The organism is Campylobacter jejuni, assembly GCF_049221745.1.
In the GTDB taxonomy this organism is placed as follows: Bacteria; Campylobacterota; Campylobacteria; order Campylobacterales; family Campylobacteraceae; genus Campylobacter_D; species Campylobacter_D jejuni_E.
Genome location: NZ_JBMJAO010000002.1, coordinates 45,084 through 67,793, shown reverse-complemented (window position 1 = coordinate 67,793; position 22,710 = coordinate 45,084). Strand labels below are relative to the sequence as shown.

The following is a 22,710-nucleotide window of genomic DNA, read 5'->3' as shown; positions in this document are numbered from 1 at the left end:
CAATTGGTTTAAAAACCTTGTATTAAACAAATTATAAGTTTAATACAAGGGAAATTTTATCTATATTAACAAAAAGCATCTTAAAAGATGGCTTTTGTTCTTTTTTCAAGCCAAACTAGAGCTTTTGGATAATCACCTAGCTTAGGAGAAAGTTTTTCAAATACTTCTTTGTGGTAATTGTTTAACCATTCTTTTTCTTTTTCATCTAACATTTTTGTATCAATACAAGATATTTCAAAAGGACAAAGAGTAACAGGTTTGAAGTATAAAAACTCTCCAAAATCTTTATTTTTAGGATTTTCTACTTTGGTATGAATAACTAAATTTTCAAGTCTTATGCCCCATTTGCCTACTTTATAAATACCTGGTTCTATGGAGGTTAGCATACCTTCTTTGGCTTTTGTTTTTTCAAGCGCAGGGGATAGATAAGATAAAACTTGTGGACCTTCATGGACGTTTAAAAAATATCCCACGCCATGTCCTGTACCGTGAATATAGTCAATTTGTTCTTTCCATAAAGGTACGCGTGTGATTGCATCAAGTAGAGGCATAGCTATATCTTTTGGAAAAATTGCACTAGAAATGGCAATATGCGCTTTCAAAACCAAGGTATAGTCATGAATTTGTTCTGTATTAGCCTTTCCTATAGGTACAACGCGTGTAATATCTGTTGTGCCATTTTTATATTGTCCACCAGAATCAATAAGTAAAAGCCCATCTTTTTTAAGATAAGCAAAACTCTCTTTTGTGGCTTTATAATGTGGATATGCTGCGTTTTCATTAAAGCCTGCTATAGTGGCAAAACTATCACTTATGTAATATTTGCTTTGTGCTCTAAATTCACTTGCTTTAGTATCTATATCCAATTCGCTTATTAATTCTTTATTTTCTATCGCTTCTTCAAGCCAGGCAAAAAATTTACATAAAGCCACCCCATCTTCTATCATGGCATCTTGTATATGCGCTATTTCTTTTGTATTTTTAGCTGCTTTTAAGTGAGTGCTTGGATTAATTTCTTGAATGATTTTTACGCTTTTATCTAAAGAATTCATGAGTAAAGCGGTCATTTTTGAAGGTTCAATAAGCAAATTTGTATTTGCAAGTTTTTCAAGCTCTATGATAATTTCATCATAATTTTTAAGCCAAAACCCATCTAAATTTAAATTTTTTTCGAGTTCTGAATCTACTTTTTTCTGATCAACAAAAAGTAAAGCTTTGTCTTCCAAGATTAGTAAATGACTTAAAAATACAGGATTGTAATTTACATCATTCCCCCTTAAATTTGTAAGCCAAGCTATATCATCAAGACTGGAGATTAAATGAGAAGTAGCATTTAAATTTTTCATTTTTTGACGCACTAATGCTAATTTTTCTTTTCTTGAGTAAGAGCAGTATTCTAGTTCGTGTTCATAAATTTTTTCTTGTGGTAAAGTGGGACGATCTTTCCAAAGTGGACTTATCAAGTCTATATGTTTTAAATTTGCCTTGCAGTTAATCTGTAAATCTTTTTGCAAAGATAAAGGTAAAAGTGCAAAATCGATGCCTAAAATTTGTTCTTTACTTAAATTTTTTTCTAACCATTTGGTAAAAGTATTTTTAGCATCTTGCTTTTGTAAAAGTATGCCACTACCTTCTAATTCTTTTTGTGCTTGAAGCCAATATCTTCCATCCACCCACAAAAAGCCCTCTTCTTGTGTGATAAGAACTGTTCCAACAGAACCCTTAAAGCCACTGATAAAGACTCTGTTTTTGTAATATTCTGGTAAATATTCGCTCAAATGCGGATCTGCACTTAAGATGAGATAGGCGTCAATATTATTTTCTTTCATTAATCTTCTAAGTTCTAATACTCTTTGTTTGTAAATACTCATATTTTCTCCTTAATATTAATTTTTAGTATTTTATTGATAGGTTTTTTGAGTATAAGTAAAATTATAACAGCACCAAGTAATATCTACATACATTGGTAAAATAAATTTGGCAAATAAGCTATATTTTCTTCACTTGCTTTACCGCCTATGAATCCAGCTAAAGCATTGCCTAATGCACTTGCTACAAACCAAAGTCCCATGACTTGAGATTTAATTAAATTAGGTGCAATTTTTTTCATTATAGAAAGTCCCACAGGGGAAAGGCAAAGCTCTCCTAAAACCATAAGCAAAAAGCTACTGATAAGCCACCAAGGTGAAACTAAAATAATTTGTGATGAAATTTCTAAATTTTCTCTTAATGTATTGGCATCACCATTTAAACTAATTGCATGATTTGGAGCAGAGCCATTATTAAAAATGCTAAAGCTGCACCCAAAAGTCCTAATGCAAATTTAATAATAGATGAAATTTCTTTATTATTTTTAGCACATATAGTCCATATAAAAGCACTAAAAGGTGCAAAAAGTATGACAAATAAACCTCCAAGAGATTGAAACCATATTGTAGGAATTTCATAATTTAATATGGTTTTATCTGTTAATTTTTCCGCAAAAAAAATTAACAGAAGTGTATTGTTGCTCATATACTGACCAAAATAACGCAGCCGCTAAAAATAAAACAATAAAAATAATTAAATTTCTTTTTTCTTCTATTTTTAAAGAAGTAAAAGCAAAAAGATATAAAAAATAAATTCCAGCACAAGCTAAGATAGTTAAAATAATATTTTTATTAATAACTTGTGCATCTAATTTTATAAAACCACCAAGGATTAAAAATATTGCTCCAAGTAAAACAATACCTGATACAATGATGATGTAAAATGCGTTTTTGTTTTTTTTGCTTGGTCTATCCCAAGTAGAGTCTATGCCAACTTTTTCATCAAATTCTTTTAAATCAGGCAGAGTTTTTAGGTAGAAAATAATTACTGCTAAAAGTATACTAATCCCACCTGCACCAAAACCAAAATGCCATCCGTATTCTTTTTGTAAAAAGCCGCAAATTAAAGGAGCTACAAAAGCACCAAAATTAAAACACATATAAAAAAGAGTAAAACTAGAATCACGCCTTGCATCATTTTTTTATAAAGCATTCCAACCATTACAGAAGCACAAGTTTTAAAAAGTCCTGTACCTATAACCAAAAAAACCATACCAACAAAAATTATTTTATTGTTAAAATAAGAAAAGGCTATACACAAATGTCCAAATGCTATAGTTAAAGCACCTGGTAAAATTGCTCTTTTTTGACCTAAATAATTATCAGTAATCCAGCCTCCAGGAAGTGCTGCTAAATACAAGCATTCTGCAAAATGCCATAATTGCCGAGGCGTATTCAGTGCTTATTCCAAGTCCACCTTTGCTTATGGTTGTTGCCATGAAAAGTACAAGTAAAGATCGTATGCCATAAAAAGCAAATCTTTCCCAAAGTTCTACCATTGATAAAGAAAATAAAGGCTTGAGATGACCTAGGAAATTTGTATCGAGTTTTTGTATTTCTTGTTTAGTCACTTTCCCAATATCTTTCTTTTTTATGCTTAAAATATTTTAACTAATAGTAATAGAAAAATAATTAAATTGCAATATTTTTAAATATTTTTTTATAATAATATTTAAAAATATAACATTTTAATATTATTATAAATTAACAAATTTAAACATTAAATCAAGCTTTAATTTTAAACCCTGTGTATTGTATAGTTTTATTTTATCAATTTTTAAAGCTATAGGAAGATTTTCTAAATTTTGTATAAAATTGAACAAGTCTTTAAAGTCGCCATTTAAACTTAGAGAAACATGATTATAGTGGATAAAATTTTTGTTTTCTTGGGAAAATTTTATTTCATTAATGGTTAAATTTTTGGATAAATTATTGATTTTTTTATTGAAAAAATCTTTATCATAAGAAAATAAATGCAATTTTTCTTTATAGTATTTTAATTTTTCTTCCTCTGTTTTAATCTGTTTTGTTAGTTTTATCTCTATTTCTTTAAGATGTGAATTTTCTATTTTTGCTTCATTTAATGCAAGGTAATTATGTTCTACTAATGTTTTTTGAAAAATATTTTCCAAAAAGCGATCGTGAATTTTAAAAGCTAAAAACAAAGCACAAAGGCAGATAAAAGAAATAAAAAGAAATTTTTCCCTAGAATTTAAATTTTGCAAAAATACTTCTATTTTATTCATGTATGACTTCTAATACGATATTAAATGTTTCTTCATTTTTATCAAGAATTTTAAAAGCTGAATTTAGATTTTCTAATGCTCTTTTAAAGTAGTTTTCATCGATAAAAGAAAGAATGATTTTTGTTTGTTCAAATTCAAGATTTGTGATTTTAAGTTCATTGGAATTAAGCCATGATATGATTTGATTTAGAATGATTGCTTTATTTTTGTCTAAATTGATTTCTTTTGTTATGGTGGATAAAATATGAAATTGTTGTTGCGTAGATGATATTTTATTAGAAAGAGTAAAGTTTAAATCTTGTATGTTTGTTAATAATTTTTGCTTATCTTGTTTTAGTTTAGAAATTTCTTCTTGTATGATAAAATTTTTATTTTGAATTTCCTTATTTTGTTTGTACTCTATAAAATCTTTAAATAATAAAATCATCATGCTAAGACTAAAGCTAAAAATAAATAATAATATAATTTTAAAAGAAATAGATATTTTTATTTTATTATGCTTGATAAAATTACAATTTTGATCTAGATTTTTTATACTATATGAACTTAATTTCAAAAAACTATTTTTATCAAGAATATCATTTAGATTTAAACATTTTATTTGAGATGAGAAGTAATGTTTGATTGTATCCAAATCTTGATAAAGTAGCAATTTGCTTTCATAGTGTTTTAAAAGTTCTATAAATCGATTTTGTTTAAAAAATAAATCAATATTACTTGGGTTAAAATTTTCGATTTTTTTAAGATTGCTAAATTTTCCTTCTTGGTAAAAATATAAATATAAAGTTTGATCATATAAATTTAAAACACAATAATCACTTTCCTCAATAAATCTTTCATCAAATAAAGCTTGAAAAATTAAAGGTTCAGGAAAGCAAAAACGACTTTTTTTCAATTTGCAAACAGGTGCTAAAAAACAATGATAAATTTCACTATGTTTAAAAAAGGCTATTTGATAGTCAAAGGGTTTGCTTAGCTTAAAATCTGCGGTTAAATTGTTAAAAAGTTCGTCTTCTTTGGATATTCCAGTTTTTTGAGTATAAAACAAATCTGTAGATTTTATAAAATTTATTTTATTTAATGAATTAATTTTCATCATTTAAAAGTTTTTTTAAAAATTCTTCATCTTTTTGCCAGTTTTTTTTCACTGTTACGAAAAGCTTTAAAAGTACCTTTTTTTGTGCAAGTTTTAAAATTTTAAAGCGTGCATCTTTGCCTATTCTTTTTAAAGTTGCCCCTTCTTTTCCTATAAGCATACCCTTGTGAGAGTTTGTATCTGTGATGATATTGGCTTCTAGGATCAAAAGATTGGGTGTGTCTTTAGTGCGATTGATAAGCACTTCGCTACTATAAGGAAGCTCATCGTTTAAATTTTCATAAATACTTTCAAGTATGAAATCTCTATAAAGTTCTTTTTCGCTACTCACACTTAAAAATTCAGGATCATAAAAATACTCATGTTCGTCAAGGTATTTTACTATTTCATTTAACAAGCTTTTTTTATAGCTTTTTTTCTTGGAGGAATAAGGCAGTATAGCCTTAAAATGTTCGCTAAATTTTGCATATTCGCTAAGTTTTTTTAAAAGCGTAGCATTGTCGGTTAAATCTACTTTATTTAAAGCGATGATATGTGGTACTTGTGGGTTTAGACTAAGAAATTTTTCATAGTCTTTTGTGCTATCAAAAACACTTGCCACAAATAAAATCACATCACAATCCCCCATGGATTTAATAGCACTTTGGACAAGCAGTTGATTAAATGTAGCACCGCTTTCGTGAAGTCCTGGGGTATCGATGAAAATGATTTGATTTTTTTCATGCATCACTATGGCTTTGATTTTACGCCTTGTGGCATTTTGTTTGTGAGAAACTAGGGCGATTTTTTCTTCTAATAAGGAATTGATTAAAGTACTTTTTCCTGCATTAGTACGTCCTATGATGCTAACAAAGCCACTTTTCACAAAATATACCTTGCAAGATCTTTATTTTCTATGATATCTCCGAGTTTTTCTTCTACCATTTTTTTATCAACTACGAATTTTTTACCCGCATACTCATCAGCTTCAAAGCTTAGATCTTCAAGTAATTTTTCTATCACAGTATGCAAGCGTCTAGCACCTATATCTTGCATTTCTTCATTAGCTCTTGAAGCTATTTTTGCTATTTCTTTAATTGCTTCATCGTCAAAATCAAGTTCTAAATTTTCAGTTTTTAAAAGCTGAGAGTATTGTTTTAAAAGTGAATTTTTAGGGCGTGTTAAAATTTCATAAAGAGCTTTATCATCAAGACTATCTAATTCCACTCTTAAAGGAAAGCGTCCTTGAAGTTCAGGGATAAGATCGCTTGGTTTGCTAAGATGAAAAGCCCCTGCGGCAATAAAAAGAATATGATCAGTTTTTAAAGTACCTATTTTTGTTTGTACATTTGATCCCTCGACTATAGGAAGTAAGTCTCTTTGTACTCCTTCTTTGCTTGGATCTTGGCGGTTTGAATTTCCACTTGAAACAGCGATTTTATCGATTTCATCAATAAAAATAATCCCTTCATTTTCTGCTCTTTTTAAGGCTTCGCTTTTAATACTTTCTTGATCTAGGATTTTTTCTCCTGCTTCGTTTTTTAAAGCATTTTTAGCATCTTTAATTTTCATTTCTTTTTTGACTTTTTTACTGCCAACGCCTATAACCTTAACTATATCTTGCATTGCACCCATTTCAGGAGGTAGGTTAGGATTAGTATCGAACATATTTTGTGAAATTTCTATCTCTATGGTGCTTTCATCAAGATCGCCATTTCTTAGTTTAGTTCTCATTTTTTCAAGACTGTTTTTATATTCTTCTTGTTTTTCATCGCTGATACCTTTTGGTAAAGGTGGTAAAAGTTTTTCTAAAATTTTATTTTCTATAAATTCATCGATTTTATCTTTGTTTTTTTCCCTTTGTTCGTTTTTTACTAAATTTAAAGCCGCATTGGCAAGATCTCTTACCATGCTTTCTACATCACGACCTACAAAACCTACTTCAGTATATTTACTCGCTTCAATTTTGATGAAAGGAAAGCCCATCATTTTAGCTAAACGCCTAGCGATTTCTGTTTTGCCTACGCCTGTAGAACCTATCATTAAGATATTTTTTGGTACGATATCATCTTGCAACTCAGGGCTAAGTTGCATTCTGCGGTAGCGATTTCTTAAAGCTATAGCTATGATTTTTTTAGCTTTTTTTTGTCCTATAACATAATCATCTAAAAATTTAACAATTTCTTTTGGAGTTAGATTCATTTCTCATCCTCGATTATATAAGTTTTGATATTGGTATTAGTATAAATGCAAATTTCACCTGCGATTTGAAGACTTGATTTTACAAGTTCTTCTTCATCTAAATTGGCATGTTTTGCTAGGGCTCTAGCAGCTGAAAGTGCATAGTTTCCACCACTTCCTATGGCTGCGATTTGCCCGTCTTCAGGTTCAACCACATCGCCTGTACCAGAAAGTAAAAAAATGTGATTTCTATCAAGTACGAGCATCATAGCTTCAAGTTTTCTTAGGTATTTGTCTTTTCTCCATTCTTTAGAAAAGTCAATCGCTGCTTTTAAAAGATCGCCTTTAGAGCTTTGAAGAAGATTTTCAAACATATCAAAAAGATTAAAAGCATCAGCTGTTGATCCTGCAAAACCTGCTAAAACTTTGCCATTATTAAGTTTTCTAATCTTTACAGCATTGCCTTTTAGTACCGTATTTCCAAAGCTTACTTGTCCATCTCCGCCGATTACAGATTTATTTTTACCTTTGTAAGCTAAAATCGTTGTTGCGTGAAACATTATTCTGCCTTTATGTTTATGTTAAATTTAGCATGGATTGCGTGTCCAAGTTTTATGCTTACTTCGTGGATTCCTAAGCTTTTCAAGGTGTCGCATTCTAAACTTTTTTTATCGATTTCTATATGGCTTTGTTCTTTTAGAGCGTGAGCAATTTCATCTTTGGTTACACCACCAAACAAACTTCCATTTGCACCTACGGGTTTTGAAATTTCAAGAGTGATTTTGCTAAGTTCTTCTTTGAGTTTTTCTAAATTTGCGATTTCAAAGCGTAAATTTTCAGCCTCTTTTTTCTTATCGCTTTCATATTTTTTTAAAACTTCATTAGTAGCTGCTTTAGCAAAGCCTTTAGCGATTAAGAAATTTTGTCCGTAGCCGTCTTTTACTTCTTTTACTTCGCCTGCTTTTCCAAGTGCTTTTACATCTTTGATTAATAATACTTTCATTTTATTCCTTAATATTAAAATTTTCTTCCATTTTTTCCTGCGATGATAAAACGCAAAGCATTAAGCTTGATAAAGCCTGCTGCATCCTTTTGATTATACACTTCATCTTCTTCAAAAGTACAATACGCGGCATTAAACAAGCTATCATTTGCACTTTCGCGTCCTATAACCATCACATTGCCTTTATAAAGCTCGAGTTTTACTCTACCATTGGCGTGAATTTGAGACTCATCGATTAAGGCTTGAAGCATCATTCTTTCAGGCGAGAACCAATAGCCATTGTAAATTAAACTCGAGTATTTTGGCATGAGTTCATCTTTTAAGTGTGCTGCTTCTCTATCAAGCGTGATGCTTTCAAGAGCTCTGTGTGCTTTTAAAAGTATAGTACCACCTGGAGTTTCGTAACAACCACGGCTTTTCATACCTACATAGCGATTTTCTACTATATCAAGGCGTCCTATACCGTGTTTGCAGCCTAGTTCGTTAAGTTTGGTTAAAAGTCCTGCAGGACTTAGTTTTTCTCCATTTATCGCTACTAAATCTCCTTTTTGGAAATCAAGTTCTATAATTTCACTTTCATTTGGAGCGTCTTTTGGGCTTTTACTCCATCTCCACATATCTTCTTCAGGTGCGTGCGCAGGATCTTCTAAAACAAGTCCTTCGTAAGAAATGTGAAGTAAATTTGCATCCATAGAATAAGGGGATTTTCCTTTTTTCTTAGAAATATCAATACCGTGTTTTTGTGCATAAGCAAGGAGTTTTTCACGACTGTTTAAATCCCATTCACGCCATGGAGCGATGATTTTTAAATCTGGGTTAAAAGCAAGATAGCCAAGTTCAAAACGCACTTGATCATTTCCTTTGCCTGTGGCACCATGACTTACCGCATCAGCACCTGTTTGCAGAGCAATTTGTGCTTGAGTTTTTGCTATAAGTGGTCTTGCTATGCTTGTTCCTAAAAGATATTCTCCTTCATAAATTGCATTGGCTCTAAACATAGGAAATATATAATCTTTAACAAATTCATCTCTTAAATCTTTAATGAAAATATTTTCTTCTTTTATGCCTAAAGAAAGGGCTTTTTTTCTTGCAGGTTCGAGTTCTTCACCTTGACCAATATCTGCTGTGAAAGTTACAACTTCACAATTATACTCATCTTGAAGCCATTTTAAAATAATGCTCGTATCAAGCCCCCCAGAATAGGCTAAAACTACTTTTTTTACTTCATTTTTCATAAGATATCCTTTGTTAAAATAGATTTGAAAATTATAAAATTGTATCCAAATTTCATTAAAGAAAAGTTTTTACTTGCTATTTTCTTAAAAAATAAAGCAAAGGCGTAAGCAAATTTTGTTCCAAAAATTGATTTTTTTTGCTAAAATTGCTTTTATGAGAGTAGATAAATTTTTAAATATAGTTAATATCACGAAAAGAAGAGCTATTTCTGAAGATATGTGTAAAAGTGGTGTAGTGGGGATTAATGGTGTTATTGTTAAAGCGAGTAAAGAGGTTAAGGTAGGCGATATTATCACTTTACATTTTACTGAATACACTCAAAAATATAAAGTACTAGCTCTACCTAGTACGAAAAGCATTCCTAAAACCGCACAAAATGAATATGTGGTAAAATTATGAAAGAATTTATTTTAGCAAAAGATGAGATCAAAACGATGCTTCAAATAATGCCTAAAGAAGGTGTTGTTTTACTTCAAGGAGATTTGGCTAGCGGAAAAACAAGCTTGGTGCAAGCTTGGGTTAAATTTCTTGGTCTTGATGCAAGGGTAGATTCTCCAACTTTTTCCACTATGCAAAAATATGGAAATCATGATATTTGCATTTATCATTATGATATTTATCAAGAAGGTTTAGAAGGACTTTTAGCAAATGGTTTATTTGAAAATTTTTTTGAAAAAGGTTTGCATTTGGTTGAATGGGGCGGTGAAAATTTGAAAAAAACTTTAATGAAATTTGGAATTTCTACTATCCAGATTAAAATTAGCATTAAAGATAACAAAAGAAAGTATGAAATTTATGAGTAAATTAGAAATTGTAAATTTGGAAAAAATTATTAAAAAAACTAAGATTATACATGGAATTTCTTTAGAGGTTAATAGCGGAGAAGTTGTAGGACTTTTAGGGCCAAATGGTGCAGGAAAAACGACAACTTTTTATATGATATGTGGACTTATTTCTCCAAGTAGTGGAAAAGTTCTTTTAGATGGTTTAGATGTGACAAAAGATCCTTTAAATAAAAGAGCTAGATCAGGGATAGGTTATTTACCTCAAGAAAGTAGTATTTTTAAGGATTTAAGTGTAGAAGATAATCTGCTTTTAGCGGCTCAGATTTTTTATAAAGATAAAAAAATTTTACATGATAAAGTTGAGCAAATGCTTGAACTTTTAAGTATAGAGCCTATTCGTTTAAGGAAAGGTTTAAGTTTAAGTGGAGGTGAAAGAAGGCGTTGTGAGATCGCTAGAAGCTTGATGTGTGAACCTAAGTTTTTGCTTCTTGATGAGCCTTTTGCAGGTGTTGATCCTATAGCAGTGGCTGAAATTCAAACTTTAATTAAAGAGCTTAAAAGATTAGGGATTGGGGTTTTAATTACTGATCATAATGTGCGTGAGACTTTGGCTATTTGCGATAGAGCTTATGTTATAAGATCAGGTTCTTTACTTGCTAGTGGGAATGCTGATGAAATTGCAACCAATAAAGACGTGAAAAAGTATTATTTAGGAGCGGAGTTTAAACTCCTTGATTGATGTTAAAGCAAAAAATCACCCAAGCACCCAAGACTAAAATTTCTCAAACTTTACGCTCTTGGTTGCCGATTTTACAAGCAAACATAGAGGATTTAAAAGAAAATTTAGATAAATTTGCTGAGGATAATCCTTTCTTAAATGTTCAAGATTTGATACAAATTCATGATAAGGGTAAGAATTATTTTGATTCATTTTATAAACATAATGTAAATTCGGCTTTTGTGGATAGTAAAGGACTTGCCAAAAAAAGTGTTTATGAGCTTTTAAATGAACAGATTCTTCCTCCTTTGTTTCCTACAAACAAATCTCAAGAACTTGCAAAAAAAATTATAGAATGCTTAAATGAGGAAGGATATTTTGAATACGATGAAGAATTTTTAAAAGAGTATTCCTTAGAAGAAATTGAGCGAGTAAGAGTAAGATTTAAATTTTTAGATCCTGTAGGAGTGGGAGCTAAAGATTATAAAGAAGCATTTTTATTTGCTCTTGAGAATATGGAATTAGATGAAGATATTGATGAATTTTGTAGAATGTTAATTATGGATTTTGAAAATATACAAAACTATACCAAAGAGCCTTTGTATAAAGAAGCATTAGCTGTACTTAAGCGCTTTAGCACTCCTCCTTTTTTGGAATATTTTGAAGATTCTCGTGTAATTGTTCCTGATATTTTTGTTTATAAAGAAAATGGTGAAATTAAAGTAAAAATCAATGATGATTATTATCCTGAAATTTCAATCCAAACTGATGGTTTAGAGCATGATTTTTTAAGTCATTATATCAAAGAAGCAAAAAATTTAGTCGATGCTCTAGCGATGAGAAAAGCTACTCTTTATAAAATAGGACTTATGATAGTAGAATATCAATATGATTTTTTCATGGGAAAAGAGATAAAACCTATGACTTTTAAAGATTTAGCACTTGATTTAGAACGCAATGCTTCAACTATATCAAGAGCTGTGGCAAATAAATATTTAAGTTGTGAAAGGGGACTTATTCCTCTGCGTGATTTTTTTGCTTTTGCTCTTGATGAAGAGGGAGAGACTTCAAATGTAGGTGTTAAAGAATTTGTGGCAAATTTAGTAAAGAATGAAGATCGCAATAAACCTTTAAGCGATAGTAAAATTTTAGAATTAATCAAAGAAGAATTTAAAGTCGATATAGGACGAAGAACTATTACAAAATATCGCAAACATCTTAATATAGCAAGTTCTACAGATAGAAAAAAATTATATGAACTTGAAGGATAAAATTCTATCAATCTGTCAAACCCATTACACTTTTGTTTTATATTTAAATTTAATTTAAATAATTTACAAATTATTGTTTTTATTTTTAGAAATATTATTCTTTAATTTAAAAATGTGATACAATAATAACTGTTTTTAAATACAAATTTTCAAAGGAGTTAAAATGCACTTTTTAACAAGCCTTAGTGAGGGAGGGCAATTTGCAATCCAAATCATTATCGTTTTAATTTGTCTTTTTTATGGTGCAAAAAAAGGCGGCATAGCACTCGGTTTACTTGGTGGTATAGGTATTTTAATGCTTGTATTTGCTTTTCATATTAAACCTGGAAAACCAGCTATAGATGTTATGCTTACGATTTTGGCGGTAGTGGTTGCGAGTGCAACTTTGCAAGCAAGTGGAGGTTTAGATGTCATGCTTCAAATAGCAGAAAGAATTTTAAGACGCAATCCTAAGTTTTTAACAATACTAGCACCTTTTGTAACCTGCTTTTTGACTATACTTTGCGGAACAGGACATGTGGTTTATACTATTATGCCTATTATTTATGATATAGCGATTAAAAATGGTATTCGTCCTGAGCGTCCAATGGCAGCAGCATCTATATCATCACAAATGGGTATTATTGCATCTCCTGTATCTGTGGCTGTTGTGAGTTTGACTGCTTTGCTTTTAAATGCTAATCATAAATTAGCAGGTTTTGATGGTTATATTAATCTTCTTCAAATTACCATACCTAGTACATTATTTGGTATATTGTGTATAGGAATTTTTTCTTGGTTTAGAGGAAAAGATTTGGAGAAAGATGAAATATTTCAAGAAAAACTTAAAGATCCTGAATTTAAAAAATATGTTTATGGGGATTCTAAAACACTTTTAGGTGTTAAACTTCCAAAAAGCAATTGGGTTGCAATGTGGATTTTCTTAGGAGCTATTGCTTTAGTAGCTTTATTAGGTGTATTTGATTTCTTACGTCCAAACTGGGGGCAAGTTGTAAAAAATGGCATTCCTCAAGTAGATGCTTTAGGTAATCCTAAAATGGATGTTTTATCCATGGTTTCAGTTATTCAGATGTTTATGCTTTTGGCAGGTTCTTTGATCATCATCTTTACTAAAACAGATGCAAAGAAAATCGGCTCTAATGAAATTTTTAAATCAGGTATGATAGCACTTGTTGCGGTTTTTGGAATTTCTTGGATGGCTGATACTATGTTTGCAGTTCACACTCCTATGATGAAAGCAGCGCTTGGAGATATAGTAAAAGAGCATCCTTGGACTTATGCTGTAATGCTTCTTTTAATTTCAAAATTTGTAAACTCTCAAGCAGCAGCTATTTCGGCTTTTGTTCCTTTGGCTTTAGGAATTGGTGTTGAACCTGGTATAATTGTTGCCTTTGCGGCCGCTTGTTATGGGTATTATATTTTACCAACTTATCCAAGTGATTTAGCTACTATACAATTTGATAGATCAGGTACTACTCACATTGGTAAATTTGTTATCAATCATAGTTTTATTTTACCAGGTCTTATAGGTGTAATCACTTCTTGTATAGCAGGATATTTTATCGCTATGGCAGCAGGTTATCTTTAACAATTTTTAGCAGGATTTTTCCTGCTAAATTCTTCATTTGTCTTTTTATTTAATATAGATAAAAATTATAAATAAATCATAAAATTAGTATTAATCAAAATATAAGCTTAACAAGGATAGAATAAATCCTATTTTGAATCAATGAGAAAGGACTATCCTGTGGAAGTTATCTTTGTTTTACTTCTGCTCTTAGCTTTTGGTAGTTTATGGTTTTTTATCCGTTTTTGTGAAATTCAAACTAGGACACGCGGATGATATTTTTACTAGTTTTAAGTTTAATACTTGCTCTTTATTTATTTTATGCTCTATTATATCCTGAAAAATTTTAAAGGAAAAATATGCTAGAAATTTTAATAACACTGATTATAGCTTTTATATTGGCTTTAATTTTTGGAAATTATCTTTATAAAATTGCAAGCTGTAAAAAAACTATTTTTGATTTTATTTTTAATCCTATTGATAACTTAATTTATAAAATTTGTGCAATTGATAGAAAGAATATGACTTGGCAAAAGTATTCTTTACATTTAATAGCTTTTAATGCTTTGGTAGCTATTTTTTCCTTTATGATTTTTTCTTTTCAAGATAAACTTTTTTTAAATCCCAATTCGATAAATTCTATGAAAGGGGATTTGAATTTAAATACTGTAATTAGTTTTATTACAAATACAAACCTTCAGCATTATAGTGGAGAGAGTGCTTTAAGTTTGCTTTCACAAAATACAGGCATTTTGCTTGCTATGTTTGTTTCAAGTGCAAGTGGATATTCTGTTTGTATGGCTTTTTGTCGTGCTTTATGTGGCATGCAAATGGGAAATTTTTATGAAGATTTTACGCGTATTATTACGCGTTTGATGTTGCCTTTAAGTTTTATTTTGGCTGTAATTTTTATCTCTGAAGGCGTGGTGCAAAACTATCACGCAAATTTTAGCGTGCTTACTTTAGAAAATAAATTTCAAAGCATTGCCACAGGTCCTGTTGCAGCTCTTGAGTCTATAAAACATTTAGGGACAAATGGGGGTGGTTTTTTTGGTGCTAATTCAAGCATGCCTTTTGAAAATCCTACTTCACTTACAAATTTTTTACAAATTTTATCCATGATGCTTATTCCTAGTGCCTGTGTTGTAGCTTTTGGATTGATGGTTTATCATAGAAAAGAAAGACAAGGTTTTGCTCTTATGGGAAAAGAAGGGGGAGTTATTTTTGGTGCAATGGGGATTATTTTTATCATTTCTTTGCTTCTAATTTATTTTAGTGAAAAAATGTCAAATCCAAATTTGGATTCTTTGGGTTTAAATGCAAATTTGGGAAATTTAGAAGGTAAAGAAATAAGATTTGGCACAGATGGTTCGAGTTTATTTAGTACTGTAACTACTGCTTTTACTACAGGAAGTGTGAATAATATGCACGATAGTTTAAATCCTTTAAGCATCAGCGCTACCTTGCTAAATATGATGTTAAATGTAGCTTTTGGCGGCGAAGGAGTAGGGCTTATGAATATGATTATTTATGTGCTTTTAACCGTGTTTATTTGCGCATTAATGATAGGCAGAACTCCAGAATTCTTGGGTAAAAAAATAGAAAGTTCGCAAATGAAGCTTATAGCTTTGGTAATTCTTATCCATCCTTTATTAATCCTTGTTTTAAGTGCATTAGCTGTTGTTTTTGCAAAAGATAGCATAAGCAATCCTAGCTTTCATGGCTTGGCTCAAATTTTGTATGAATTTAGTTCTTCGGCAGCAAATAATGGTTCAGGACTTGAAGGTTTAAAAGATGATAACTTGTTTTGGAATTTAAGTACAGCTTTTGCTATGTTTTGTGGGCGTTATTTGGTTTTAATAGCTCAGCTTGCTATAGCTGGATCGCTTTTGGCTAAAAATGCACAAGAAAATACTGTAAATTCTTTAAAAACGGATAATTTAACTTTTATGTTTGTGCTTGTTTGTATTATATGTATTTTTACTGCACTTACTTTTTTTCCAGTGCTTACTTTATCAAGCGTTGCAGAATATTTATCTTTATGGCATTAAGGAGAGTCAATGTCTAAAAAACAAAATAAACTCATTACAAAAGAAATTTTAAATAATGCCATAAAAGGAGCATTTTTAAAATTTGATCCACGCTTTATGGTAAAGAATCCTGTTATGTTTATAGTGGAAGTTGGATTGATTCTTACTTTGATTTTAAGTATTTTTCCTACTTTGTTTAATGGAAATTCTGATGAAAGAATTTATAATTTCTTAATCACTTTTATTTTATTTATAACCTTGCTTTTTGCAAATTTTGCAGAAAGTATTGCAGAAGGAAGAGGTAAAGCCCAAGCAGCTACTTTAAGACAAAGTAAAAAGGATTCTAAAGCTAGACGCATAAAAAGTGATGGCAGTGAAGAAATGCTTAATTCTAGTGAGTTAAAAATAGGTGATATAGTTTTAGTTAAAGCAGGTGAACTTATACCTAATGATGGAGAAATTATAGAAGGTACTGCAAGTGTTGATGAATCAGCTATTACAGGTGAAAGTGCTCCTGTTATGCGTGAAGCTGGCGGTGATTTTTCTTCTGTTACAGGTGGGACTACGGTTTTAACTGATTTTTTAAAGATTAAAATTTTAGTTGGAGCTGGGGAAAGTTTTTTAGATAAAATGATCAATCTTGTAGAAGGTGCTGCGCGTCAAAAAACTCCAAATGAAATTGCTCTTAATACTCTTTTAATTGTTCTTAGTTTGAGTTTTTTGGTAGTGGTTGTAAGTTTATATCCTTTTATGCAATTTTTAGGCGTGAGCTTGCCTATTTCGTGGTTAGTAGCATTGCTTGTATGTCTTATTCCTACAACTATAGGGGGGCTTTTATCGGCTATAGGGATAGCAGGTATGGACAGGGTAACGCGTTTTAATGTGATCGCACTTTCAGGTAAGGCTGTTGAAAGTTGTGGAGATGTTGATACCATGATTTTGGATAAAACAGGAACCATTACTTTTGGAAACCGTTTGGCAAATGAATTTTATGAAGCTCAAGGCATAAGCAAAGAAGAAATGATTAAAGCTTGTGTTTTATCCTCTTTAAAAGATGAAACTCCAGAGGGTAAAAGCATAGTTGCATTGGCTCAAAAAATGAGTTATGAATTAGAAGATAATGATATTAAAGAATTTATCGAATTTAGCGCTCAAAATAGAATGAGCGGTGTGGATTTGCAAGATAATACAAAAATTCGCAAAGGTGCTTTTGATGCTATAAGAGCTTATATAAGCGAAATGAATGGAAAAATTCCTAGCGATTTAGAAACTAAGGTAATGGAAATTTCAAATCTTGGCGGTACTCCTTTAGTGGTGTGTAAAAATGAAAAAATTTTAGGAGTGATTTATCTAAAAGATACGGTAAAACCAGGACTTAAAGAGCGCTTTGATGAGCTTAGAAAAATGGGCATAAAAACTTTAATGTGTACCGGAGATAATCCTTTAACAGCAGCTACTATAGCCAAAGAAGCAGGGCTTGATGGATTTATAGCAGAATGCAAGCCTGAAGATAAAATAGAAGCCATTAAAAAAGAACAAGCCCAAGGTAAGATAGTAGCCATGACAGGAGATGGAACCAATGATGCTCCAGCTCTTGCACAAGCTGATGTAGGTATAGCTATGAACTCAGGAACTCAAGCGGCTAAAGAAGCAGCCAATATGATAGATCTTGATTCTAATCCTACTAAAATTTTAGAAGTAGTCGAAATAGGAAAAGCTTTGCTTATCACTAGAGGCAGTCTTACAACTTTTAGTATGGCAAATGATATTGCTAAGTATTTTGCTATTTTACCTGCTATGTTTAGTGTGGTTTTACCTCAAATGCAAATTTTAAATATTATGCATTTGGCTACCCCGCAAAGTGCTATTTTATCAGCACTTATTTTTAATGCCATTATTATACCTTTGCTCATACCTATTGCTATGCGTGGAGTTAAATTTAAGCCTATGAAAAGTGAGTATTTGCTTTTAAGAAATTTGAGTATTTATGGTTTAGGTGGCATGATAGCACCTTTTATAGGGATAAAAATAATTGATATTCCTACAGCTTGGATACTTAGAATTTTAGGAGTGTGATATGCTTAGAACTTTGCTTAGTTTTTTTGTGGTAATGCTAATATTGTGTACTCTTATTTATCCTTTTGCTTTAAATACAGTTGCGAAATTTATTTTTCCTTATCAATCAAGTGGAAGTTTAGTGGATAAAGAAGGTCGTCCGACTTTGGATATAAGCAAAGCAGTAGGTTCAAAGCTTTTGGGTCAAGATTTTAATAAGCCTTATTTTCTACATTCAAGAGCATCTGTGTCAAATTACAATACAAGTGATATAAATCAAAGCAGTGTAAGTTCAGGTGGATTTAATTATGCTATGTCAAATCCCGCTTTAAAAGAGCGTGTGCAAAAAGATTTGCAAAAATTTTTAGATGAAAATCCGCAAATCACAAAAGAACAAATTCCTTTGGATTTATTAAGCGCTTCAGGATCAGGTCTTGATCCTCATATCAGTCTTCAAGCAGCCCTAGTGCAAATTCCTAGGATAAGTCAATCTTCAAAAATCACTAAAGAAGAATTAGAAAAAATCATTCAAGAAAATACTGAGTCTAAATTTTTAGGAATTTTTGGAGAAGAAAAAGTTAATGTTTTAGCCGTTAATATAGCTATTGCTAAAGTCATGAAAAAAGAATAAACATGCAAAGACAAAGTCCTGAACAAATTCTTAAAAAACTTGAGGTTAAAGCTAAGGAAGAAGAAAAAAACAAACTTGCAAAATTAAAAATCTTCTTAGGTTATGCTGCAGGTTCTGGAAAAACTTATGCTATGTTAAGTGAAGCCAGAACTTTAAGGGATAATGGAGTTGATGTTGTTTTAGGCTATATAGAGCCTCACGATAGACCTGAAACAATGGCTTTAACACAAGGTTTTGAAAGTATAGCTAATCTTGAAATTCCTTATAAAAATATAGTATTAAAAGAATTTGATTTAGACGCTACCCTTAAGAGAAAACCTGTTTTGGCTTTAGTAGATGAGCTTGCACACACTAATGCTAAAGGCTTGCGTAATGAAAAGCGTTTTCAAGATATAGAAGAACTTCTAAAAGCAGGGATTGATGTTTATACTACTTTAAATATACAACATTTAGAAAGTTTAAATGATTTAGTCGCTAATATCAGTAAGATAGAAGTTAAAGAGCGTATTCCTGATCGTATTTTTGATGAGGCTGATCAGGTTGAACTTGTTGATATTGAACCCAATAAGCTTTTAAAAAGAATGCAAGATGGTAAAATTTATAAGGAAAAACAAGCCAAACTGGCGCTTGAAAATTTCTTTCGCCAAGAAAGACTTATAGCTTTGCGTGAGATTGCCCTAAGAAGACTTGCCTCAAGGGTAAATTTAAGAGCAAGTGAACAAAGGCTTATTAATGATGATTTAGCTTATCATACTGGAGAGCATATTTTAGTTTGTATTAATGCTTCAAATGCAAAGGTTATTCGTGCAGCCGCAAGACTTGCTTTAGCTTTTCATGCTAAATTGAGTGCGCTTTATATAAAAAATCCTAATATTAAAGAAGAAAAAGCCTTAGAAGAAAATATAGAACTAGCTAAAAGCTTTAATGCTGAAATCATTAGTGTATATGATGATGATATAGCAAGACAAATTGCAGAGTATTCAAGCCTTAGCAATGTTTCGAAAATTGTTTTAGGTAAAAATAAAGATAAAAAAAAGTTTAAAGAAGAGATTTTTGAAGCTGTTGCTAAAAAAGCACCCAATATTGATTTATATCTTGTCAATGAAAATCAAATTTCTACTCCAAGAATACGAAGTAAAAAAGGTTTTGATTTTTTAGGTTTTTTAAAAATTACAGGAGTTTTGCTTTTAGCAACTTTTATAGCTTTTGTATTTCATAAATTTAATACTCAGCCAAGTAATATAGTTATGATTTTTATTTTAGCAGTTTTTGCTTCTTCTTTTATTTCTGATAATAAAATTTTCGCCTTTTATTCTTCTTTGGTAAGTGTTTTGATTTATAATTTTTTCTTTTTAGAACCTATTTTTAGTCTTAAAGTTCATGATAGTGGAAATATTATTACTTTTACAACCATGTTTATAGTTGGATTTTTAACAGCTGTTTTTACTAGAAGATTAAAATTGCAATCTAAAGAACTCACTAAAAGAGCTTATAGAACAGCTATTTTACTTGAAAATAGTGAAAAGTTAGCAAGAGTAAAAAGCAAACAAGAGCTTTGGGGGCAACTTGGAAATCAAGCTTTAAAATTATTAAATTTACCTATTATTATTTATCCTATAAATAAAAACAATATTTTATCGAAACCTTTGTTGTTTTTTAACGATGATAAGCAAATGTTAAAAAATTGTTTTAGTGCTGATGAGATTGCTATTGCTCAATGGGTTGCAACAAATAAAGAAAGAGCAGGTGTTTGTACAAATACCCTGCCTAATGCTAATGCTATGTATTTACCCATAGAAGATGGGGAAAAAACTAAAGGGGTTATAGGTATAGTTTTAAAAGAAAAACGTCCCTTGCAAGACTTTCAGTATGAAATTTTAAGTGCTTTACTTAATGAGGCAGGGGTTAGAACAAGGGATATATTTTTATTATAAATCCCTTAATTTATTAATCTCATCTCTAATTGCGGCAGCTTTTTCAAACTCAAGTGCTTTAGCTGCTTCAAGCATTTGTTTTCTTAACCCTTTGACAAGTTTTGCTCTTTCACTAGCAGGCATTTTTTCTAGTTTTTTACCTTTGCGATAAATTTCGCCTAAATCCTCTTCATTTTTTAAACTCTCTTCAATATGGCGTTTGACTGAAGTTGGCGTGATATTGTATTTTTTATTATAAGCCATTTGAAGTTTGCGGCGTTCATTGGTGGTATCCATAGCTTCTTGCATGGATTTCGTAATCTTTTTGCAAAAAAGCAAAACCTTACCATTGACATTTCTAGCTGCTCTTCCCATGGTTTGGATTAAACTTGTCGTACTTCTTAAAAAGCCTTCCTTATCTGCATCCATAATGGCAATGAGTGAAACTTCAGGTAGGTCTAGTCCTTCTCTAAGTAAGTTAATGCCAATTAGCATATCAAAAGCACCGCTTCTTAAACCTCTTATGATTTCATTGCGTTCTATAGCATCGATGTCTGAGTGCATGTATTTGACTTTTATACCAAGTTCTAAATAATACCTTGTAAGTTCTTCAGCGAGTTTTTTAGTCAATACAGTTACTAAAACTCGTTCGTTTCTTTGTATGACTTTTTTAGCTTCATCAAATAAAATTTCAACCTGGTTATCACTATCTTTTAATTCTATCAAAGGATCAAGTAGTCCTGTAGGACGCATGATTTGATGAAAGATATTTTCTTTGCTAAGTTCAAGTTCCAAAGGTGCAGGTGTGGCTGAAACAAAAAGAAATTGACAATTTTTATGGATAAATTCATCAAACATTAAAGGACGATTATCCAAGGCTGAAGGCAAACGAAAACCATAATCAACCAAGGTTTGTTTTCTGCTTCTATCTCCTGCAAACATACCTCTAAATTGTGGTAAAGATACATGGCTTTCATCGACTATAACAAGAAATTTTCTATCTTTAATCGCAAAATAATCAAAAAGCGTATAAGGAGTATCACCTTCTTTAAGTCCTGTTAAATGTCTTGCATAGTTTTCAACGCCTTTACACATTCCTGTGCTTGTAAGCATCTCAAGATCAAATTCAACCCGTTGTTTAAGGCGTTGATGCTCTACTAGTTTATTTTCATGTTCAAAATAAGCAAGGCGTTCGTTAAGTTCTATTTTTATGTCTTTGATGGCTTGTTTTAATCTTGTTTCGCCAACGCTAAACTGGCTTGTAGGATAGAGTATGAAACGTTTTAAATCTTTACCTTTTTTATTTTCTAAAACATTGTAATGATACATAGCATCAAGCTCATCCCCAAAAAATTCAAGTCTTATTACTTCATCTTCATAATAAGCTGGATAAATGTCTATAATATCTCCTTGAACTCTAAAATCCGCACGATCAAAAAAATTATCATTTCTTTTATAGCCCATATCTACAAGTTTTTTTAAAAGTTCTTTTTGTGAAATTTGCATACCTAGTTCAAAGATTAAAACCATACCTATGTATTCATTTGGATTTCCAAGTCCATAGTTTGCTGAAACACTAGCTATACAAACTACATCTTCATAACTTAAAAGAGAAGCAGTAGCGCTCAGTCTTAAACGTTCTAAGTCTTCATTAGTAGAGCTGTCTTTTTCTATGAAAACATCAGTGCGTGGGATATAGGCTTCAGGTTGATAATAATCATAATAAGATATAAAATATTCCACATGATTTTTAGAAAAAAAGCCTTTAAATTCGCTATAAAGTTGAGCACAAAGACTTTTGTTGTGACTCATGATAAGGGTTGGCATATTTAATTCTTTAATCACATTTGCCATGGTAAAGGTTTTTCCACTTCCTGTAACGCCTAGTAAGGTTTGATATTTGTTGCCTTTTTTTATACTTTTTACTATGCCTTTTATGGCTTCTTGTTGATCAGGGCTGGGTTTAAATTCGCTGGTAAGTTCTAACATTTTTCCACTTTATTTTTATTTTTGAAAAAATTTTAAAAGAAAATGCTTTAATTAAAAATTAATTGACAATAAAAACCTAAATTTAAATTTTTTTCTGCTACAATATCAAATAATATTTTCTATAAATTACAAATTTCTTAAG

General features: G+C 30.8%; 18 protein-coding genes and 2 pseudogenes. 10 read left to right on the top strand and 10 right to left on the bottom strand.

Annotated features, from left to right (window positions below):
• Window positions 1–80: 80 nt before the first annotated feature.
• From ACOTU8_RS02910 to argG, 9 genes and pseudogenes are all read right to left on the bottom strand, one after another.
• Complete coding sequence (locus tag ACOTU8_RS02910) at window positions 81–1,871, bottom strand: aminopeptidase P family protein (RefSeq protein ID WP_422341719.1); 1,791 nt, start codon at window positions 1,869–1,871, stop codon at window positions 81–83.
• A pseudogene (locus ACOTU8_RS02905) lies at window positions 1,868–3,367 on the bottom strand (peptide MFS transporter). Before ACOTU8_RS02905 ends, ACOTU8_RS02910 begins: the two are co-directional and overlap by 4 nt.
• A 198-nt stretch (window positions 3,368–3,565) precedes the next feature.
• On the bottom strand, window positions 3,566–4,114 hold the full coding sequence (locus ACOTU8_RS02900) for a hypothetical protein (protein WP_422341718.1): 549 nt from the start codon (window positions 4,112–4,114) through the stop codon (window positions 3,566–3,568).
• Window positions 4,107–5,213: a hypothetical protein gene (locus ACOTU8_RS02895; RefSeq protein WP_422341717.1), complete on the bottom strand. Its 1,107-nt coding sequence runs from the start codon at window positions 5,211–5,213 to the stop codon at window positions 4,107–4,109. Before ACOTU8_RS02895 ends, ACOTU8_RS02900 begins: the two co-directional genes overlap by 8 nt.
• Window positions 5,200–6,075: a GTPase Era gene (gene era, locus ACOTU8_RS02890; RefSeq protein ID WP_422341716.1), complete on the bottom strand. Its 876-nt coding sequence runs from the start codon at window positions 6,073–6,075 to the stop codon at window positions 5,200–5,202. The genes ACOTU8_RS02895 and era overlap by 14 nt, the downstream gene beginning before the upstream one ends.
• Complete coding sequence (gene hslU / locus ACOTU8_RS02885) at window positions 6,072–7,391, bottom strand: ATP-dependent protease ATPase subunit HslU (RefSeq protein ID WP_084762808.1); 1,320 nt, start codon at window positions 7,389–7,391, stop codon at window positions 6,072–6,074. Before hslU ends, era begins: the two co-directional genes overlap by 4 nt.
• The gene (gene hslV, locus ACOTU8_RS02880; protein ID WP_075455880.1) at window positions 7,388–7,930 is read right to left on the bottom strand and encodes an ATP-dependent protease subunit HslV; all 543 of its coding nucleotides are present in this window, start codon (window positions 7,928–7,930) and stop codon (window positions 7,388–7,390) included. The genes hslU and hslV overlap by 4 nt, the downstream gene beginning before the upstream one ends.
• A complete protein-coding gene (gene rplI / locus ACOTU8_RS02875; protein ID WP_422341715.1) occupies window positions 7,930–8,373 on the bottom strand; it encodes a 50S ribosomal protein L9 in 444 nt (147 codons plus the stop codon). The genes hslV and rplI overlap by 1 nt, the downstream gene beginning before the upstream one ends.
• A gap of 14 nt (window positions 8,374–8,387) precedes the next feature.
• Window positions 8,388–9,608, bottom strand: a complete 1,221-nt coding sequence (gene argG / locus ACOTU8_RS02870) for an argininosuccinate synthase (protein WP_422341714.1) — start codon at window positions 9,606–9,608, stop codon at window positions 8,388–8,390.
• A 154-nt stretch (window positions 9,609–9,762) separates the two neighbouring features.
• Between argG and ACOTU8_RS02865 the strand changes: the two genes are divergently transcribed.
• The 10 genes and pseudogenes from ACOTU8_RS02865 to kdpD all read left to right on the top strand — a co-directional run bounded on the left by ACOTU8_RS02865 (window position 9,763) and on the right by kdpD (window position 20,600).
• Entirely contained in the window at window positions 9,763–10,008 is a 246-nt protein-coding gene (locus ACOTU8_RS02865) for an RNA-binding S4 domain-containing protein (protein ID WP_422341807.1), read from the top strand.
• Window positions 10,005–10,412 carry a tRNA (adenosine(37)-N6)-threonylcarbamoyltransferase complex ATPase subunit type 1 TsaE gene (tsaE, locus tag ACOTU8_RS02860; RefSeq protein WP_422341713.1) on the top strand — a complete coding sequence of 136 codons (408 nt, stop codon included), beginning with the start codon at window positions 10,005–10,007 and terminating at the stop codon, window positions 10,410–10,412. The genes ACOTU8_RS02865 and tsaE overlap by 4 nt, the downstream gene beginning before the upstream one ends.
• The gene (gene lptB / locus ACOTU8_RS02855) at window positions 10,405–11,133 is read left to right on the top strand and encodes an LPS export ABC transporter ATP-binding protein (protein WP_002855252.1); all 729 of its coding nucleotides are present in this window, start codon (window positions 10,405–10,407) and stop codon (window positions 11,131–11,133) included. Before tsaE ends, lptB begins: the two co-directional genes overlap by 8 nt.
• On the top strand, window positions 11,133–12,383 hold the full coding sequence (rpoN, locus tag ACOTU8_RS02850; protein WP_422341712.1) for an RNA polymerase factor sigma-54: 1,251 nt from the start codon (window positions 11,133–11,135) through the stop codon (window positions 12,381–12,383). Before lptB ends, rpoN begins: the two co-directional genes overlap by 1 nt.
• Window positions 12,384–12,546: 163 nt before the next feature.
• Window positions 12,547–13,971: an anaerobic C4-dicarboxylate transporter gene (gene dcuB / locus ACOTU8_RS02845; protein WP_422341711.1), complete on the top strand. Its 1,425-nt coding sequence runs from the start codon at window positions 12,547–12,549 to the stop codon at window positions 13,969–13,971.
• Between the two features lie 141 nt (window positions 13,972–14,112).
• A pseudogene (gene kdpF / locus ACOTU8_RS02840) lies at window positions 14,113–14,300 on the top strand (K(+)-transporting ATPase subunit F).
• 9 nt (window positions 14,301–14,309) lie between these two features.
• Window positions 14,310–16,001, top strand: a complete 1,692-nt coding sequence (gene kdpA, locus ACOTU8_RS02835; RefSeq protein WP_422341710.1) for a potassium-transporting ATPase subunit KdpA — start codon at window positions 14,310–14,312, stop codon at window positions 15,999–16,001.
• Window positions 16,002–16,010: 9 nt separating this feature from the next.
• Window positions 16,011–18,056: a potassium-transporting ATPase subunit KdpB gene (kdpB, locus tag ACOTU8_RS02830; protein ID WP_422341709.1), complete on the top strand. Its 2,046-nt coding sequence runs from the start codon at window positions 16,011–16,013 to the stop codon at window positions 18,054–18,056.
• A gap of 1 nt (window position 18,057) precedes the next feature.
• Window positions 18,058–18,666 (top strand): potassium-transporting ATPase subunit KdpC, encoded by a 609-nt coding sequence (gene kdpC, locus ACOTU8_RS02825; protein WP_422341708.1) that lies wholly within the window; start codon window positions 18,058–18,060, stop codon window positions 18,664–18,666.
• Window positions 18,667–18,668: 2 nt separating this feature from the next.
• Window positions 18,669–20,600, top strand: a complete 1,932-nt coding sequence (gene kdpD / locus ACOTU8_RS02820; RefSeq protein WP_422341707.1) for a DUF4118 domain-containing protein — start codon at window positions 18,669–18,671, stop codon at window positions 20,598–20,600.
• Here kdpD and uvrB read toward each other — a convergent pair.
• Window positions 20,595–22,568: an excinuclease ABC subunit UvrB gene (gene uvrB / locus ACOTU8_RS02815; protein ID WP_422341706.1), complete on the bottom strand. Its 1,974-nt coding sequence runs from the start codon at window positions 22,566–22,568 to the stop codon at window positions 20,595–20,597. The genes kdpD and uvrB overlap by 6 nt on opposite strands.
• Window positions 22,569–22,710 lie beyond the last annotated feature (142 nt).

Bases quoted from the DNA above. Each gene is read 5' to 3' on its own strand.
- ACOTU8_RS02910 (WP_422341719.1), bottom strand. From the start codon at position 1,871: ATGAGTATTTACAAACAAAGAGTATTAGAACTTAGAAGATTAATGAAA.
- ACOTU8_RS02900 (WP_422341718.1), bottom strand. From the start codon at position 4,114: ATGAATAAAATAGAAGTATTTTTGCAAAATTTAAATTCTAGGGAAAAA.
- ACOTU8_RS02895 (WP_422341717.1), bottom strand. From the start codon at position 5,213: ATGATGAAAATTAATTCATTAAATAAAATAAATTTTATAAAATCTACA.
- hslU (WP_084762808.1), bottom strand. From the start codon at position 7,391: ATGAATCTAACTCCAAAAGAAATTGTTAAATTTTTAGATGATTATGTT.
- hslV (WP_075455880.1), bottom strand. From the start codon at position 7,930: ATGTTTCACGCAACAACGATTTTAGCTTACAAAGGTAAAAATAAATCT.
- rplI (WP_422341715.1), bottom strand. From the start codon at position 8,373: ATGAAAGTATTATTAATCAAAGATGTAAAAGCACTTGGAAAAGCAGGC.
- argG (WP_422341714.1), bottom strand. From the start codon at position 9,608: ATGAAAAATGAAGTAAAAAAAGTAGTTTTAGCCTATTCTGGGGGGCTT.
- ACOTU8_RS02865 (WP_422341807.1), top strand. From the start codon at position 9,763: ATGAGAGTAGATAAATTTTTAAATATAGTTAATATCACGAAAAGAAGA.
- tsaE (WP_422341713.1), top strand. From the start codon at position 10,005: ATGAAAGAATTTATTTTAGCAAAAGATGAGATCAAAACGATGCTTCAA.
- lptB (WP_002855252.1), top strand. From the start codon at position 10,405: ATGAGTAAATTAGAAATTGTAAATTTGGAAAAAATTATTAAAAAAACT.
- rpoN (WP_422341712.1), top strand. From the start codon at position 11,133: ATGTTAAAGCAAAAAATCACCCAAGCACCCAAGACTAAAATTTCTCAA.
- dcuB (WP_422341711.1), top strand. From the start codon at position 12,547: ATGCACTTTTTAACAAGCCTTAGTGAGGGAGGGCAATTTGCAATCCAA.
- kdpA (WP_422341710.1), top strand. From the start codon at position 14,310: ATGCTAGAAATTTTAATAACACTGATTATAGCTTTTATATTGGCTTTA.
- kdpB (WP_422341709.1), top strand. From the start codon at position 16,011: ATGTCTAAAAAACAAAATAAACTCATTACAAAAGAAATTTTAAATAAT.
- kdpC (WP_422341708.1), top strand. From the start codon at position 18,058: ATGCTTAGAACTTTGCTTAGTTTTTTTGTGGTAATGCTAATATTGTGT.
- kdpD (WP_422341707.1), top strand. From the start codon at position 18,669: ATGCAAAGACAAAGTCCTGAACAAATTCTTAAAAAACTTGAGGTTAAA.
- uvrB (WP_422341706.1), bottom strand. From the start codon at position 22,568: ATGTTAGAACTTACCAGCGAATTTAAACCCAGCCCTGATCAACAAGAA.